At 64.4% G+C, this 14,990-nt stretch carries 11 protein-coding genes; 3 read left to right on the top strand and 8 right to left on the bottom strand.

Going from position 1 to position 14,990, the window contains the following annotated elements; all coding sequences use genetic code 11:
- Positions 1 to 247: 247 nt before the first annotated feature.
- Together LB565_RS14920 and LB565_RS14915 are read right to left on the bottom strand one after the other, a co-directional pair.
- Complete coding sequence (locus tag LB565_RS14920) at positions 248 to 619, bottom strand: nuclear transport factor 2 family protein (protein WP_224585210.1); 372 nt, start codon at positions 617 to 619, stop codon at positions 248 to 250.
- A 141-nt stretch (positions 620 to 760) separates the two neighbouring features.
- The gene (locus tag LB565_RS14915) at positions 761 to 1,819 is read right to left on the bottom strand and encodes a class I SAM-dependent methyltransferase (RefSeq protein ID WP_224585207.1); all 1,059 of its coding nucleotides are present in this window, start codon (positions 1,817 to 1,819) and stop codon (positions 761 to 763) included.
- 172 nt (positions 1,820 to 1,991) lie between these two features.
- Here LB565_RS14915 and LB565_RS14910 point away from each other — a divergent pair, with 172 nt between their 5' ends.
- Positions 1,992 to 5,849: a BTAD domain-containing putative transcriptional regulator gene (locus tag LB565_RS14910; protein ID WP_224585206.1), complete on the top strand. Its 3,858-nt coding sequence runs from the start codon at positions 1,992 to 1,994 to the stop codon at positions 5,847 to 5,849.
- A 219-nt stretch (positions 5,850 to 6,068) separates the two neighbouring features.
- Here LB565_RS14910 and LB565_RS14905 read toward each other — a convergent pair whose 3' ends face one another.
- The 4 genes from LB565_RS14905 to LB565_RS14890 all read right to left on the bottom strand — a co-directional run bounded on the left by LB565_RS14905 (position 6,069) and on the right by LB565_RS14890 (position 11,311).
- Entirely contained in the window at positions 6,069 to 6,566 is a 498-nt protein-coding gene (locus tag LB565_RS14905) for a hypothetical protein (RefSeq protein ID WP_224585195.1), read from the bottom strand.
- A gap of 187 nt (positions 6,567 to 6,753) precedes the next feature.
- Positions 6,754 to 8,070, bottom strand: coding sequence for an HlyD family type I secretion periplasmic adaptor subunit (locus tag LB565_RS14900; protein WP_224585192.1), 1,317 nt, complete (start codon positions 8,068 to 8,070; stop codon positions 6,754 to 6,756).
- A gap of 3 nt (positions 8,071 to 8,073) precedes the next feature.
- Complete coding sequence (locus LB565_RS14895) at positions 8,074 to 9,795, bottom strand: type I secretion system permease/ATPase (protein WP_224585189.1); 1,722 nt, start codon at positions 9,793 to 9,795, stop codon at positions 8,074 to 8,076.
- A gap of 52 nt (positions 9,796 to 9,847) precedes the next feature.
- Positions 9,848 to 11,311 carry a family 16 glycosylhydrolase gene (locus LB565_RS14890; protein ID WP_224585187.1) on the bottom strand — a complete coding sequence of 488 codons (1,464 nt, stop codon included), beginning with the start codon at positions 11,309 to 11,311 and terminating at the stop codon, positions 9,848 to 9,850.
- Positions 11,312 to 11,644: 333 nt separating this feature from the next.
- Here LB565_RS14890 and LB565_RS14885 point away from each other — a divergent pair, with 333 nt between their 5' ends.
- A complete protein-coding gene (locus LB565_RS14885) occupies positions 11,645 to 12,088 on the top strand; it encodes an SRPBCC family protein (protein WP_224513399.1) in 444 nt (147 codons plus the stop codon).
- 165 nt (positions 12,089 to 12,253) lie between these two features.
- Complete coding sequence (locus LB565_RS14880) at positions 12,254 to 12,484, top strand: hypothetical protein (RefSeq protein ID WP_224585185.1); 231 nt, start codon at positions 12,254 to 12,256, stop codon at positions 12,482 to 12,484.
- 37 nt (positions 12,485 to 12,521) lie between these two features.
- On the opposite strand, the gene LB565_RS14875 is transcribed toward LB565_RS14880, so the two are convergent.
- Positions 12,522 to 13,226, bottom strand: a complete 705-nt coding sequence (locus LB565_RS14875) for an SDR family oxidoreductase (protein ID WP_224585184.1) — start codon at positions 13,224 to 13,226, stop codon at positions 12,522 to 12,524.
- A 258-nt stretch (positions 13,227 to 13,484) separates the two neighbouring features.
- Positions 13,485 to 14,747 carry a DNA polymerase IV gene (dinB, locus tag LB565_RS14870; protein WP_224585181.1) on the bottom strand — a complete coding sequence of 421 codons (1,263 nt, stop codon included), beginning with the start codon at positions 14,745 to 14,747 and terminating at the stop codon, positions 13,485 to 13,487.
- Positions 14,748 to 14,990 lie beyond the last annotated feature (243 nt).

Genomic DNA, 14,990 nt, shown 5'->3' with positions numbered 1-14,990 from the left:
ATCGGTCCGCATTGCCGTTACCTTCCACGAGCTGGAGCCCACCATCACGCCGCCGGACGCCCGAAACGGCGCGAATTCAGCCTTAGCGCTTGACTATTGGTGCGCTTGCGGGCGGCTCCATTTCTGCCTCCATGAGGACTTGGCTAGCCGTTCCAAGCGCAAGCTGAGTGGTTCTCGGTCGATTGCCTGGAGTGCGAGCCGGCGTTTGGCACCGGCTCGATCCGAATTGATCTTCGAAGATGCGCGATCAGTTCTTGGCCGGCTTCGGTTCAGCGACGAAAGCGAGCGTCAGGTAAGCGATGTGGCCGTCCCGGACTACGAAGGTGTCGGCACCGAAGGGATAACGGTCGGATGGCGTGTCGCCTTGCCAGAGGAAATAGGCCACGGAGCCGTTTGCCGTGAACTGGCCGGGCGTGAACGTCGCGCCCGGCGCCGAGAAGCTCTTCACGAAAGCCGTCAGCAGTCCACGCAGGTTTTGCGTCCCGCTGATCGGCGCCTGGGCGGGCAGTATCACGACGGCGTCGTCGGTGAATGTCTTTAGCATCGCCTCGACGTCGCGGGCATCCCAGGCCTTCAGATACTGCCTGACCGGCGCTTCGCTGGCGGCTTCATCCGCCATCGCACGGCTGGCACACCAGCAGCCGTTGCGACGAGCACGGTGGCGGCGACAAGCATTTGCTTCAATCTGGTCATCGTTCTTCTCCTTGCGTAGTGAATTTGCTTCTTGGATATTGCCGTGGCAGGAGCGATTGCCGCGGTTTCAGGGGCGCGCCTCGAGGATCATGTTGAAAGGCGTCTCGGTGGCGCGGCGCAAATGGCTGAAGCCGGCGGCCTTCGCCACCTCGCGCAGCCTTGCCTCGCCGGCCTGGGCACCGAGCGCGAGGCCGACTTCCTGGTCGAGCGACGTCGGCGTGCAGACCATGGTCGAGCCGGCGTAGTAAATGCGGCCGACCGGGTTGAGGTTGTCCTCCAGCCGATCGCCGGCGAACGGCTCGATGATCATCAGGGAGCCGTCCGGCGCGATCGTCTTGCGCACATGCTTCAAGGCGCCAACGGGATCGCCCATGTCGTGCAGGCAATCGAAGAAGCAGACGAGATCGTAGCCATCGCCGGTGAAGGATTTGGCGCTCTGAACTTCGAACGTCGCACGGTCGGCGACACCGGCCGCGTCGGCGGCCTTGCGTGCAGCTTCGATCGAGCCGGGATGGGCGTCGAAGCCGAAGAAGCGCGAGTTGGGAAAGGCTTCCGCCATCAGCAATGTCGAGACGCCGTGCCCGCAGCCGACATCGGCAACGATCGCTCCGCGTTCGAGCTTCTCAACGACGCCGTCGAGCGCCGGCAGCCATTCCTGCACCAGGTGATGCAGATAGCTGGTACGGAAGAAGCGCGCAGTGCCGCAGAACAGGCAAGGATGGCGCTTGTTCCAGGCGACGCCGCGGCCGGTGCGGAAGGCGTCCTCGACCTTATCGCAGTCGAGCACCGTAGCGGCGACGATGTCGCCGAGCGCGGCCATGAAGACAGGGCTGTCGTCGTCGGCGAAAACGGTTGCCTGTTCCGGCGCCATCGAAAACCTGCCGGAGGCGGCGTCGTATGTGACGTATCCTGACGCCGCCTGGGCCGCCAGCCACTCGCGGATGTAGCGTTCGGCGGTGCCCGTCCGTCCGGCGAGTTCCGACGGGGTCATCGGCCCGCCGGCGGCGAGCGCCTTGTAGAGACCGAGCTTGTCGCCCAATTGCACCAGCGACGCGTTCATCGCGGCGCCGATGTCGTCAAGCATCTTGCCGAGGAAGGCGTTGAGTTTGTCCTGATCGATTTGCATTTTCATCCTCCTTGGTGAGTCAGCCGGTGATCGCTGGCGTCTTGGGAGGATGGTTTAGCGGGGTGCCGTCAAAGAACGTCGCGGCGAGCGTCAAAGCTTCGTCAAAAAAGAAAACTGCCATCTTTTGTCCGCCCGTTGGCGCCTCTATCCTGCACCAGTGGGGCGAAGCGCGATGGCGAAGATCCGGCTCAGCACCTTCGGAGGTCTTCAGGTCTTCTCACCGGAAGGCCGGCAGATCGCGGTTGCCTCGCGCAAGGCGCAAGCGCTGCTCGTGTACCTCGCCATGGCTGGAGGTCGCCCGCAGTCGCGCGACAAGCTGGCCGCGTTGCTGTGGGAGGATCGTGGCGAGGTCCAGGCGCGGGCGAGCCTGCGCCAGGAACTTCTCGTGCTGCGCAAGGTCCTCGGATTGAAAGGGTCGGAATTGGCGGGAGCCTCGGGGGAGGGGATCGTTCTCGCCCCTGATTGCCTCGACGTCGACGCGCTCCAGTTCGAGCAACTGATGGCGGCCCGAACACCGCAAGCGGACGGTCAGGCAGCAGCGCTCTACCAGGGGCCGTTCATGGAAGCCTTCAATCCGAAGGCGCCGGCTTTCGAAAATTGGCTCGCGGCTACGCGCCAGCATCTGAACGAAATGGCCGTCAAGGCGCTGACGGCTTTATTGAGAAACCAGATGGCGTCCGGCTCGTCCGCAACGGCGCTCGAACTGGCGCTCCGCCTGCTGCCGCTCGACCCGCTGCAGGAAAATGTCCATCGGGCGTTGATGCAGCTTTATGTCCGTCAGGGCCGGATCGGCGCGGCTCTTCGGCAGTTTCACGTCTGTCGCGAGATCCTGCAGCGCGAGCTCGGCGTGCTGCCCGAACCGGAAACCGAGCAGATCTATCAAGAGATTCAGCAAAGGCGGCGCGAGCGGGACCGGCCCGTCGCTGCCGCCCCTGCCGAAGCGGCAAGGTCTTCACATCAGGAGCCTCAGACCCCCGGCCCGAAATCTGCCACCGGGCCGGAGCCGACCGGACCGGCATCGGAGCTGCGTCAGCTCGTCGTCATGTTCGTCGAGATGGGCGACTTGTCGGTTCTCGCCGACGAAGACGATCCTGAGCGAGAGCGGGACCTCTCTGCTCGCTTCGCAGACATCGTTCACAGGGCCGTCGTGGACCACGCGGGGATGGTCGACAGGCAGCTCGGCGGCACCACGATTGCCTTCTTCGGTTTGCCGGTTGCCCACAGCAACGATGCGCAACGCGCATTGCAGGCTGGTCTCGAGATCGTGAGGGCGGTTCGGGCGGAAGACCGCATCCCCCCGGCCCGGATTGGATTGGCGAGCGGCCGAATGCTGGTCACGAGGCTCGATCGAGATGGCGCGGGCGCGTTCAACGTAACCGGCGTTGCCATCCATCTGGCCGGCGCACTCGCCGGAGCGGCGGATGCTGGGGAGGTACTGCTCTCGGACGCTGTGCACCGGTCGGTCGCGCACCTCGTAGACCGCGCCGAACTCCGCACAATCGTCGCCCGGGGCTCGGAAAAGCCGATCGGGGCTTGGCGGCCTGCTGGCCTCTCCTTCGAGGGTGTCGCCAGAACCGCCTTCGTCGGCCGGCAGGTCGAACTGGCGCAGTTTGCCGGCGCTCTGAAGACGTGCCTCGATACCGGGCGGGGGCTCGTCGTGCATGTCCGCGGCGAAGCCGGAATCGGCAAGACCCGCCTGGTCGAGGAATTTCAGAAGCTCGCCGTCGAGCAGGGATTCGAGTGCCACACCGGCCTCGTTCTCGACTTCGGCGCGGGCGCCAAGCGCAATGCAATCCGGGCTCTCGTCGAAGGTCTCGCGATCGAGCCGCGCATCGGCGTTGACAGCGGCCTCGTCGACGCCGATCTGGAAATCCACCTTCACCGATTGATGCAGCATTCCTTGCCCGAGGACCAGCGGGCGCTCTATGACGCGATGGATAATGCGACGCGCGCCAAGGGGCTGGAACAGACGCTGTTGCAACTGGTCGGGCGCGCAAGCGCCCGCCGGCCGCTCGTCCTGATCGTTGAGGACGTGCAGTGGGCGGACGCCGAGACATTGGCGCAGGTGGATGCGCTTGCCGCCTCGGCAACCACGGGTCCGGTACTCGTCGTCACTACTGCCCGAACAGAAGAGGAACGTTCCGACCCGCCCCGGCAAATGCGAGCCGGCGATGGGCCGAGGCTTACGCTGGATCTCGCACCGCTTTACCGCCAGGAGGCCTTGGCCATGGCGGGCAAGTTCCTTGCGCCAACCGATGTCTTCGCCATTAATTGCGTCGAGCGCGCTGGAGGCAATCCTCTCTTTCTCGAACAACTGCTTCGCGGCGGCGACCGGGGGCCGGACCGGTTGCCCGACACCATCCACAGCGTCGTGCTTGCCCGGCTGGACATGCTGCCGCCCGGCGACCGCCAGATGCTGCGCATTGCCGCTGTGCTCGGCCAGCTTTTTGCCCCCGATGCCCTCGGTCATCTGCTGGAAAATCCCGGGCAAGACTGCAACGCCCTGATCCGGCGCGGATTTCTGAAACCCGCCGGCAACGACCTTCTGTTCGCGCATGCGCTCGTGCGCGATGGCGCATACCTGTCCTTGCCGCGGATGGAACGCCAAGCGCTGCACCGCCGCGCCGCGCAGTGGTTTGCCGAGCGCGATCCGATCATGCGCGCCGAGCATCTGGAACGGGCCGAAGACCAGGCCGCACCTCGGGCTTTCCTCGACGCTGCCTGCCGCGAGAACCGCGCGTACCGCTATGGGCGAGCGTTGGAGATGGTGGAGCGCGGCCTGCGGCTTGCCGGGAATGACGAAACCCGCTCCGCGCTCTTCTCATGTCGCGGCGACATTTTGCTAAGCCTCGGTCGCACCGGCGAAGCCGGCGCCGCATACAGCGAGGCGCTGGCCCTGGCGGATGGCGAGCGCGGACGCTGCCGGGCGCTGCTCGGTGCTGCAGCGGTCAAGCGCATAGCCGACGATGTTGACGGTGCCTTGGCGGACGTGCGGGCCGTGGAAGACATTTCCGAACGTTCCGGACTGGACGAGGAAGCCGCCCGCGCCCACTTCCTCCATGGCAATCTGCTATTTCCGCGCGGGGACATCGACGGCTGCCTGGAACAACATCGGTCGAGCCTAAAACTCGCGCGACGGGTAGGGCTTACCGAGATCGAGGCTGCATCGTTGGGCGGCATCGGCGACGCCCAATATATGCGCGGCCGGATGGTCAGCGCGCATCGGCAGTATCGGTCATGCGTAGAAATTGCCGAACGCAATGGCTTCGGCCGAATCGCGGTAGCGAACCGCTCGATGGTCGTGGCGACCAGCCTCTACATCGGCGACATCAACAGCCTGCTCAGTGAGGCGCTGGCGGCAATCGAAGCGTCGAGGAAGATCGTCCACCAACGCGCCGAACTGATCGCGCATATGAACGCCTACCTCGCCTGGTCATCGTTGACGGAGTTCGATAGGGCGTTGGAAAGCGCTGAAGCGTCCCTCCGCCTCGCCCGCGAGATCCAGGCGCCGCGTTTCGAGGCGGAGGCTCTGGCGTTTCGTGGCGACGTGCACCGGCTGGCCGGCCGAAAGGGGCAAGGCGTCGCCGACCTGGAAGAAGCGTTGCGCGTCAGCCGCCGCACCGGGATGGCCTATCTCGGCCCTTGGTATCTCGGCCTCCTAGCCGTGGCCACTGACGATCCCGAGATACGCGCCGCTGCCCTGGAGGAGGGCGAAGCGATCCTGGCTTCAAATGCGGTGAGCCACAATCATCTCCAGTTCCGCCGTTACGCGATCGATGCTTGCCTCGCCTGCGAGAACTGGGCGGGAGCCAGCCGTCACGTGGATCGCCTCGAGGCGTTCACCGCAGCCGAACCCTTGCCCTGGGCAAATTTTTTTACGGCACGCGGCCGTGCGCTGGTAGCATTTGGCTTGAAGCAAATTTCTCCTTCCTTGCAAACGGAGCTTCGAAGGTTGTCCGGAGCGGGACGGCGGCTCGGCTTTATCGAAGCTATCCGACCGATAAATGCCGCCGTCGAAGCGTCCGACTGACTGCGTGGCGAGAAGCGGGACGCGGCTTGCCGCCCGCAATAGTTGCCTGAAGCCTCCCTCTCAAACGGCGGCAGGCAGGCTTGCGGTCAGGAAGCGATGCCAGGCGCCGCCGAGCACAAGGGAGGTTTGCGCCTTGTCGAAGCCCGCCCAAAGGAGGCCTTCGGAAAGGCTGGCCCTGCCGCCGGGAAATTGTCGGGCTGGAAGAGCCGGGTGTGGAACTCACCCCTTGGTTGGCTCTTCGTAGATGCCGACGATGAGGAGCCATGCGCCCGAAATGAGGAAGGCGAACAAAACGATGGTTCCAATCGCTGCGATGTAAAGTCCTACGCCGCGCCCGAGAATAAGCAAGACAGCGCCTAGAACCTCGGCAAGGTAACACAATGTGCCGCCCGCAAGCCGCGGCGCGGTCAATCCGATGGAGCTCATCCCCGATATGATGGCCACGACATAACCCCTAACAAAAATGAATGTTGCTATGAGCCAGAGGAAAAGCCATTCGAAGCCGAGCGCCGGAAGATACTGGTTTCCCAGCAGCGCAAGGCCGCATGCCATGAAGATTGCGCTGAAGCCCGACAACATATTGATCGCCCGGTTCTTATGTGTCGTGTTTCGGACGATGCGTTCGGGATTGATCGAGATCGCGACGAAGATCAATCCGGCAAGACCTGCCGCGCCGCCGCCTACCATGACAAAGAAATTATCCCATTGCTCCAACATGATTTGCCCCTCGGGTCCCGAGCTTCGGCCGGCTCGATGGACGCTTGGGCCAAGCTAGCATAGCTGCGTTCCCGAACTCCACGGGGCCAGACAAGCGATCGTGCAACACCTTCCCTTCGAGACGGCCCAGTGTCTCCACCCGCAACGTTCCAATACTCGAAAAGCCGAGCCCTTGGCGGGCGATGCCCTACCTTTCCCGGAACGCCCGTGCGAACGAATCCAACATCGGGCGCACCAGATATTCGAAAAAGGTCCGGTTGCCGGTGCTGATGAAGGTGTCGACCGGGGTGCCGGGATAGAGCTGGTCCGCCTTCACGCCGGGGGGCAGGGCATCAGTGATCTTCAGCCTAGCGCGGAAATAGGGTTCGTGGGTGGCTTGGTCGATCAGCCGGTCGGCGGAAATCTCGCTCACCGTGGCCGGCACTTCCGGCGTGAGTCGCGTGTTGAGCGCCGACAGCCTGAGCTTTGCCGGCTGTCCGACATGCACCTGGTCGATGTCCTTCGGCCGCAGCCTGGCGTCAACCACCAGGCCCGAGGTCGTGGGCAGGATCTCCATGATCTTTTCACCGGGCGCGACCACGCTGCCTTGCGAATTGTACATCGAGGAGATGACGATGCCCGTCGCCGGCGCGATGATCGTCGTGCGCGTGAGCACCGCTTGCGCGGCGCGCATCCGCTCCTCGGTGTCGGCGAGATTGGTGCGCACGTCATCGAGCTTCGTCAGCGCCTCCTCGACCCGCTGCGTGGTCGCGCGCTCGGTCTGCGCCTCCGCTTCCACGATCTGCGTGTTGGCCGAGGCGAGGTCCGCCTCCAGCGCCCCGGCCTGGCCGACGAGGTCGGCCTCGGAGCGCAAGAGCTGCGAATATTCGGTGCGATTGGTGAGGCCCTTGTCGAGGAGGTCGGTCTTGATGCCGAGTTCCTTCTTCACCACCTCGGCCTGCTGTTCGATTGCCGTCTTCTGCGCGTTCAGCCCTTTGACAGACTCGCGATGCATGGCGACGCGCTGCGCCAGGATCGACTGCTCCGAGCGGAACCGTGCAAGCCTGGCGTCGAACTCCTTCTGCTGTTCGCGGATGAGGTTTTCGAATTCCTGCTGGAACGGCGCCGGCGCGGGCTCGGCGATCGGCGCCAGCGTGGCGAGGCCGTCGCGCTCGGCCTCCAGCCGCGCCGCGCTGGCCTTGAGCGCGATCCATTGTCTTGTCAGCCGGTTGAGATCGGCTTCCGCCGCGGTCCGGTCGAGCAGGATGAGGTCCTGGCCTTCCTGAACGCGGTCGCCTTCATGCACCAGCAATTGCCTGATGATGCCGCCCTCGCGATGCTGGATCAGGATGTTGCCGCCGGTCGCCGCGATCGTGCCTTGCGTGATCACCGCGCCCGCCAGCGGCGCACTCGCCGCCCAATAGCCGAAGCCGCCGACCATCAGCGCGATCGCCGCGTAGCCGGCGAAGGCGGTGCGCCGGAAGTCGGTGCGCGGGCGGCCTTCGAAAGTGAGACTCTGCGTCATCATTCAGGACCCATGGCGGATGGTCGGCGCGGCACGGATGGTCGGCGCGAACGATCCGGTTACCACCGTGCTCCGCTGCGCGGCTTTACCCGGCTGCCGCAGCACTTCCGCGCTCGGCCCGAACGCCTCGATGACGCCCCCGCGCAAGACCATCACGCGGTCGCAAGCCGAGGCGATCGAAGGGCGATGCGTGATCACGATCGTGGTGGCGCCCGCAGCGCGGGCCGCCGCGAGCACCGCTTCCAGTGCCGTCTCTCCGGCGCCGTCGAGATGCGTGCTCGGCTCATCCAGCACCAGGATGCGCGGATTGCCGTAGAAGGCGCGCGCCAGCCCGATCCGCTGCCGCTCGCCGCCCGACAGCGTGCCGGCGATCGTCGTCTGATAGCCGTCGCGCAGCGAAAGGATCAGTTCATGCGCTTCGGCGCGCTTTGCCGCTTCGACGATCGCGGCGTCGTTGGCCTGCGCGTCGAAGCGGGCGATGTTGTCGGCAATCGAGCCGGGGAAAAGCTCGACCTCCTGCGCCAGATAGCCGATATGCCGGCCGAGCTGGTTTTCGTCCCAGGTCCTGAGTTCGGCGCCGTCGATCCTGACCGAGCCGCCGCTCGGTTGCGCGGCGCCGACAAGCAGCCTCGCCAGCGTCGATTTGCCGGCACCGCTCGGGCCGACGATCGCCACCGCTTCGCCAGCGGCTATCGCGAAACTCAACCGCTTCAGGATCGGCTCGGCGCCGAAAGTGGCATTCGGCGCGATGAAGAAAAGATCCTGCGCGGAGATCGCGCCCGTCGGGTCGGGCAAGATGAACTTGTGTGCTTCTCCCGGTTGCGCCGCAAGTGCGGTTCCCAGCCGCGTCCAGGCACGCCTCGCCTCACCGAGCTGCCGCCAGGAGCCGATCAACTGGTCGAGCGGCTGCAGCGCGCGCGACGACACCAGCGAAGAAGCGAAGATCATGCCGGCCGTCATCTGGCCCTTGAGCACCAGCCAGGCGCCGCTGCCGAGGATCGCCAGCTGCAGCATCATGCGCAGCGCCCTGGAAGCGCCGCTGAAGATGGCGTTGGCGCCGGCCGAACGGTCATGCAGGACAAGTGCCTCCGATACATGCCGGCCCCATGCGCGCGCAGCGTTCTCCACCATGCCCATAGCGTGCAGCGTGTCGGCATTGCGGGCAAAGGCCTGCTCGGCCCGGCTGGCCAAAGCCGAACGCTCCGCCGACAGCGCATCGTTCCTGCCGATCGCGAGCTGGTTGGCGAAGACCAGCACGACGAGCAGCGCCGCGCCGCCGAGCGTGACCCAGAACAGCAGCGGATGGATCAGGTAGAGCAGGCCGAGGAAGACCGGCGCGAAGGGCAGGTCGAACAGCACCGAAACACCGCGCGAGCGGATGAAGGCGCAGACCGAGGCAAGGTCGGTGAGCGGCGACGGCGCGTTCCTGGAACCGAGCGAAGCGGCGAAAATTCTTGCGCCCAGCCTCTCATTGACCGTCGCCGCGACGCGCTGCGTGTAGACGGCGCGGACGGCGTCGAGGAAGCCGAGGAAGCCAAGCGCCGCGACCGCGATGACCGACAGATAGACAAGCGTCTCGAGACTGGAGGAGGGCAGCACCCGGTCATAGACCTGGAGCAGGTAGAGCGGGATCACCAGCAGCAGGAGATTGATGAGCAGCGAGAACAACCCGACATCGGCGATGGCGCGACGCAGGACGGGCCGCAGTCCCGATTGTCCAGTCATTCCCGCACTCCCTCTCGAAGCCCGATCATGGGCCGCCGCCTAAACGTCCGAGTCAGGCATGCTCGTTTGTCGTATCGAGATGGTGCTGCGTGCTGCTTGTAGTGTGACTGGACAGCGCCAGCGCCTGGCTTGGCAGGTCGTTCAGCGTATAGGCCCGGATATAGTCGATCTTCATCTCGGCCGGCGTGGCGAGATGGTCCGGCGGCGCGCCGGCCTGGCCGCCGATCGCGAGGTCCACCAGCATGTACATCGGCTTGTTCATGTCGGACGGTGTCGCCGCTTCGGCGACCTGCACGCCGTCATAGGTCCACACCAGCTTGTCCGGGGTCCACAGCAGGCCATAGGTATGGAAGCCGGCGGTGTCCATGACGTTCACCGTGGATCCGACCGTCGTGTGCTGGCCCGTCTGGTTGGTGTGCGCGGTCATCAGCAGCGAATTCGGTTTCTGTCCGTACATCTCCACCACGTCCAGCTCCGGCGGCCAGGAGCCGTCTTCCGGCAGCAGCCAGAAGGCCGGCCAGGCGCCGGCGTGTTCCGGCAAGTCGGCCTTCATTTCGAAATAGCCATAGGTCTGCGAGAAGGAGTCATGCGTGGTCAGGATGCCGGAGGTGTATTCGTAATTGTTGATCAGCGGCTTGATGTCGGCCGGCGCCTGCGCCGCGGTGATGGTGAGGACCCCGTTCTGCACGCTGAACGGATGCACCGAGCTGGTCGGGGCGTAATTGGCGTCGATATACCACTGCAACTCGCCATTGCGGGTGAGCGTGCTGCCGTTCGGCGCACCCCACCAGAAGTTGGTGTCCCAAGTGCCGCCCTGGCTGTTGTGCAGGTTCAGCGTGTTGAACTCGTCGCTGAAGGACAGCGTCATGCCGGACTTGTCGATCGGCAGCTGGAAATTGTTGGGCTGCAGTTTGTCGATCGTGGTGTTCTTGAATTCGAGGATTTCGCCCGATCCGAGGTTCAGCACCACATTAGGCCCCGCCTGGATCATGGCGTTGTGGACGGCGGCGAACGACGTGAATCCGTAGCCGTCGAGCCGCACGGCATCGTTCGAGGCGAAATTGACGATCGAGTCGCTGCCGTTGCCCTTGGCGATGATGAAAATATCGGCGCCGCCGCCGCCATCGATCAGCACATCGTTGCCCGCCCCGCCGTCGATCGTCTGGCCGCCCGCCGTGGCGGTGATGATGTTGTCCAGCGCGTTGCCGAAGGCGTAGTTGTGGGCGTTGGTGACGACGAGGTTCTCGACATTGTCCGGCAGCGTGTAGCTCATCCATGTGTTGATCGTGTCGATGCCCTGTCCGGCGTACTCGACCACCTTGTTGCCCGCCGAATAGAGGTAATAGATGTCGTCGCCTTGGCCGCCATACATGGTGACGTTGACGCCGCTGGAGGCCCAGATTGAGTCGTTGCCGCTGCTGCCGTTAAATGTCGGTCCGGACGTTGCCGAAAACCAATGGTTGGAAGCGCCGCTATAATAAAGAGGAACGCCTACCGCGTTGACGACGAAACTCATCGGACACTCCTTCCGCGCTGCCCCGCCCGGATGGCTTGTTGCAAGTTCAAGTGCCTGATCCGAACCAACTTGCAGCACGGGCTATCGTTCCCGAAAATAAGCATTTAGTACAGAGAAAATTACCGCTATTTTTGTCGATATTTTATGCCGATAGAATAAGTGAGGACTAATACAATTATGGCGCGAGCCATTCTCAATTTTACTTAATTTTGCAAGGTTTTCTTCCGCTCACGTCTCGCCCATAGCCGCCGCGCAAAAAATTTGACAGCCTCTGTCGGATAGGCTGGGGGCCCGTCCTTGGGTCATCGATCAACAAAGGAAGGATATCGAGATATGCCGAGCACCATCCAACTGCACCGCGTCCTGGCGACCAAGCCGGAGAAGGTCTACCGCGCGTTCGTCGAAGCCGATGCGCTGGCGAAGTGGCTGCCGCCGAACGGCTTCACCTGCACGGTGCACCAGTTCGAGGGCAAGGTCGGCGGCACCTACAAGATGTCCTTCCGCAACTTCACCACCGGCGACAGCCACGCCTTTGGCGGCGAATTTGTCGAGTTGGTTCCGAGCGAGCGCCTGCGCTACACCGACCGCTTCGACGATCCCAACCTGCCGGGCCAGATCGAGGTGACCGTGATCCTGAAGAAGGTTTCGGTGGGCACCGAGATCAACATCACCCAGGCCGGCATTCCGGACGCCATCCCCGCCGAGGCCTGCTATCTCGGCTGGCAGGAATCGCTGCGCAACCTGGCCAAGCTCGTCGAGCCCGAGATCAACCAGTAAGCCGGAGCATTCCAGGAAAAGTGCGTAGCGGTTAGGTTCGGCGCCTTCGCCGCAACCCTTCTCTGGAATTGCGTCAGGATAAGAGCAGGCGGCGGCCGATCATCCGGCCGCCGTCTTACCCAAGGTAAGCAAAATTTCACCAAGCGCTGTTAAAAGCCCCTTCCCATGGATCGCAACAAGAACAACGACCTCGTTGTCCTGATGGCGGCGCTCGCTGCGCTGGCGATCTACAACATTGCCTGCGGCATCCAGACAGGCGAAGTCCGGGGCAAGTTGCATTGGGTCGCTCTGGCGGACGATCCGACACGCTTTTGGAACATCGTGGTCGGCAATTCGATCGTCCTGGTCGCCTCGATAGCCTTTTTGTGGGTGCTCAATTCCCGCAGGCCCGGATGATCTGGGGCGGCGTCCTCTTTGCCTCACACCGCTCCTTTCACACCGCCCTTGTGATGCCGCCGTCGACGCGGATGTTCTGTCCGGTGATGTAGGCGGCCCCGTCCGAAGCCAGGAACGAGATCGTCGCGGCGATCTCTTCCGACGTGCCGTAGCGCTTCAGCGGCACGCTGTCGCGACGCTCGTTCGTCGTCGGCAGGCTATCGATCCAGCCGGGCAGCACATTGTTCATGCGGATGTTATCGGCGGCATAAGTGTCGGCGAAGATCTTGGTGTAGGCGGCAAGCCCGGCGCGCGCCACGGCCGAGGTCGGGAACATCGCGCTCGGCTCGAACGCCCAGGCGGTCGAGATGTTGATGATGACGCCGCCCTTCTGCTTCTGCATCACCGGCGTCACCAGCCGGGTCGGGCGCACGGCGTTGAGGAAATAAGTGTCGATGCCCTTGTGCCAGTCCTCGTCGCTGATCTCGATGATCTGCGCGCGCGGCCCATGGCCGGCGCTGTTGACCAGCACGTCGATGCGGCCCCAGCGTTCCACCGCGCCATCGGTAAGGCGCTTCAGATCCTCATTCGACTGGTTGGAGCCGGTGACGCCGAAGCCGCCGAGCTCCTTGCCCAGCGCCTCGCCCTTGCCCGAGGAGGAGAGCACGCCGACTTTGAACCCATCCACCGCCAGGCGCTTGGCTGCCGCGGCCCCCATACCGCTGCCGCCCGCCGTCACCAAAGCTACTTTTTCTATCGCCATGCCGCTGTCCATCCCGGGTGTTCAGGTTGAAAGCGATCCTGTTAGCATGCGGAGCGCCCGGGATGAACCGGATTGGATTGCGCCAACGGCATCGGCGGTTAACGAAGCTGCCAATCCCCCAACGGCGGAAATCAGCAGCTTCGGCGGCCTACGGCCCTTCCACCACGTGCCTTCTCTCCTCCCACGCAATCCGCGTCGGCGCGGATCGCCGAAGCAGCCCACCGCGACCGCCTCCGGCTTGCGCTCCGGCTCGCCTTTCTACAGCTCCTTCTCCGCCAGCTCCCTGAACCCGTCAGGCACCGAGCGCGTACCTTCCAGCGCCACCGTGCCATAGCCGACGGCCTCCTTGCCGAAGCGCTGGCGGATCTTATCGATGGCGCGGTCGGCGCCGAAGCGGGCGAGGCCCTTGCGGCTGCCGGGTTTCAGCTTCTCGTCGGCAAGGCCGAGCGGCAGTTCGAGCTGCAGCTCGGCTCCTTCCTCCAGATGCGTGACCGAGATCGCCAGCAGCGAGATGTCCCTCTCGCCCGGGTGGGCGGCAAGCACGCCGCGAACCAGCTCCTCGGCGATCTCGGCGAGCATCGTGGTGGCCTGGATCGGTTGCTCCAGCGTGACGGAGCGGGTGACGGCGCGCATGTCGGCAAAGCGCACACGCACCGTGACCGTGCGCCCGGGCCGGTCCTTGGCGCGCAAACGGCTGGCGACGCGGTCGGCCAGATGCAAGAGCGTCGGTACGAAGACGCGCGGCAGCGCGGGCCTGCGGCCAAGCGCCGATTGCGCGCCGGCCGAATGCGCGCGGCGCTGCGTCTCGAGCTTGCGCGGGTCTTGGTTCCAGGCGAGCGCGGCGAGCTTCTGGCCGGCGGCATGGCCGATCAGCCGCTCCAGCGCGCCGCCATGGGTGCGCGCCAGCTGCCCGATCGTCTCGACGCCGATTTCGGCGAGCCTGGCCTTGGTCGCGGGGCCGACACCCCACATCAGCGTGACGGGCAGGTCGTGCAGGAAGGTGAGCTCGGTGCCGGGCTGGACCACCACCAGCCCGTCCGGCTTGGCCACCTGCGAGGCGATCTTGGCGAGGTGCTTTGTGCGCGCCACACCGATCGAGATCGGCAGGCCGAGCTCGGCCTTCACCCGCTCGCGGATTTTTCGCGCGATCTCTTGCGGCGATCCGAACAGATGCGTGCAGCCGGCGACATCGGCAAAAGCCTCGTCGATCGAGATGCGCTCGACCAGCGGGGTGAAATCGCCGAGCACCTTGATCGCCGCGTCGCCGAGGCGCTGATACTCGCTGAAACGGCCACCCACGAAGATAAGCTGCGGGCAGAGCTCGTGCGCCTTGCGGCCGGGCATGCCGCCGCGCACGCCGAAGATCTTGGCCTCATAGGAAGCCGCCAGCACCACGCCGCCGCCGACGGCGATCGGCTTGCCGCGCAATGATGGATCGAGCAGCTGCTCGACGGAGGCGTAGAAGGCGTCGAGATCGGCATGCAGGATGGTGGCGGCCGCAGCGGCGTTCGTGGCGAGCATCCTGCGCTCTCATGGTCATTTGTGTGGCGTTGCAGCATTAGCTGCGTCTGTTGCAAGGGGAATTGGTAGAACATAAAGAGAACAAAAGCAGATTCTTGTCAAGCCTCCACGCCGTAACATGCAAGTTTCAACAACCTGACGATACAGCCAGAGATAGAGCGCAGGTGGCGCGGCAATTCTCAGCTCTGAGGGGATGTCATGGGCCACAGAGGAGGCGCCTGGCATGAAGTGGCGACGACCGTT

It is taken from the genome of Mesorhizobium sp. CA14, from assembly GCF_020165195.1.
GTDB lineage: Bacteria > Pseudomonadota > Alphaproteobacteria > Rhizobiales > Rhizobiaceae > Mesorhizobium.
Note: the sequence above shows the minus strand (reverse complement) of the source record. Positions and strands in the feature narration are given on the sequence as shown.

What these genes read in the sequence shown, in the direction of transcription:
- LB565_RS14875 (WP_224585184.1), bottom strand. Translation starts at nt 13,226, where the DNA reads ATGGCGATAGAAAAAGTAGCTTTGGTGACGGCGGGCGGCAGCGGTATG.
- LB565_RS14910 (WP_224585206.1), top strand. Translation starts at nt 1,992, where the DNA reads ATGGCGAAGATCCGGCTCAGCACCTTCGGAGGTCTTCAGGTCTTCTCA.
- LB565_RS14920 (WP_224585210.1), bottom strand. Translation starts at nt 619, where the DNA reads ATGGCGGATGAAGCCGCCAGCGAAGCGCCGGTCAGGCAGTATCTGAAG.
- LB565_RS14880 (WP_224585185.1), top strand. Translation starts at nt 12,254, where the DNA reads ATGGATCGCAACAAGAACAACGACCTCGTTGTCCTGATGGCGGCGCTC.
- dinB (WP_224585181.1), bottom strand. Translation starts at nt 14,747, where the DNA reads ATGCTCGCCACGAACGCCGCTGCGGCCGCCACCATCCTGCATGCCGAT.
- LB565_RS14890 (WP_224585187.1), bottom strand. Translation starts at nt 11,311, where the DNA reads ATGAGTTTCGTCGTCAACGCGGTAGGCGTTCCTCTTTATTATAGCGGC.
- LB565_RS14905 (WP_224585195.1), bottom strand. Translation starts at nt 6,566, where the DNA reads ATGTTGGAGCAATGGGATAATTTCTTTGTCATGGTAGGCGGCGGCGCG.
- LB565_RS14885 (WP_224513399.1), top strand. Translation starts at nt 11,645, where the DNA reads ATGCCGAGCACCATCCAACTGCACCGCGTCCTGGCGACCAAGCCGGAG.
- LB565_RS14915 (WP_224585207.1), bottom strand. Translation starts at nt 1,819, where the DNA reads ATGCAAATCGATCAGGACAAACTCAACGCCTTCCTCGGCAAGATGCTT.
- LB565_RS14900 (WP_224585192.1), bottom strand. Translation starts at nt 8,070, where the DNA reads ATGACGCAGAGTCTCACTTTCGAAGGCCGCCCGCGCACCGACTTCCGG.
- LB565_RS14895 (WP_224585189.1), bottom strand. Translation starts at nt 9,795, where the DNA reads ATGACTGGACAATCGGGACTGCGGCCCGTCCTGCGTCGCGCCATCGCC.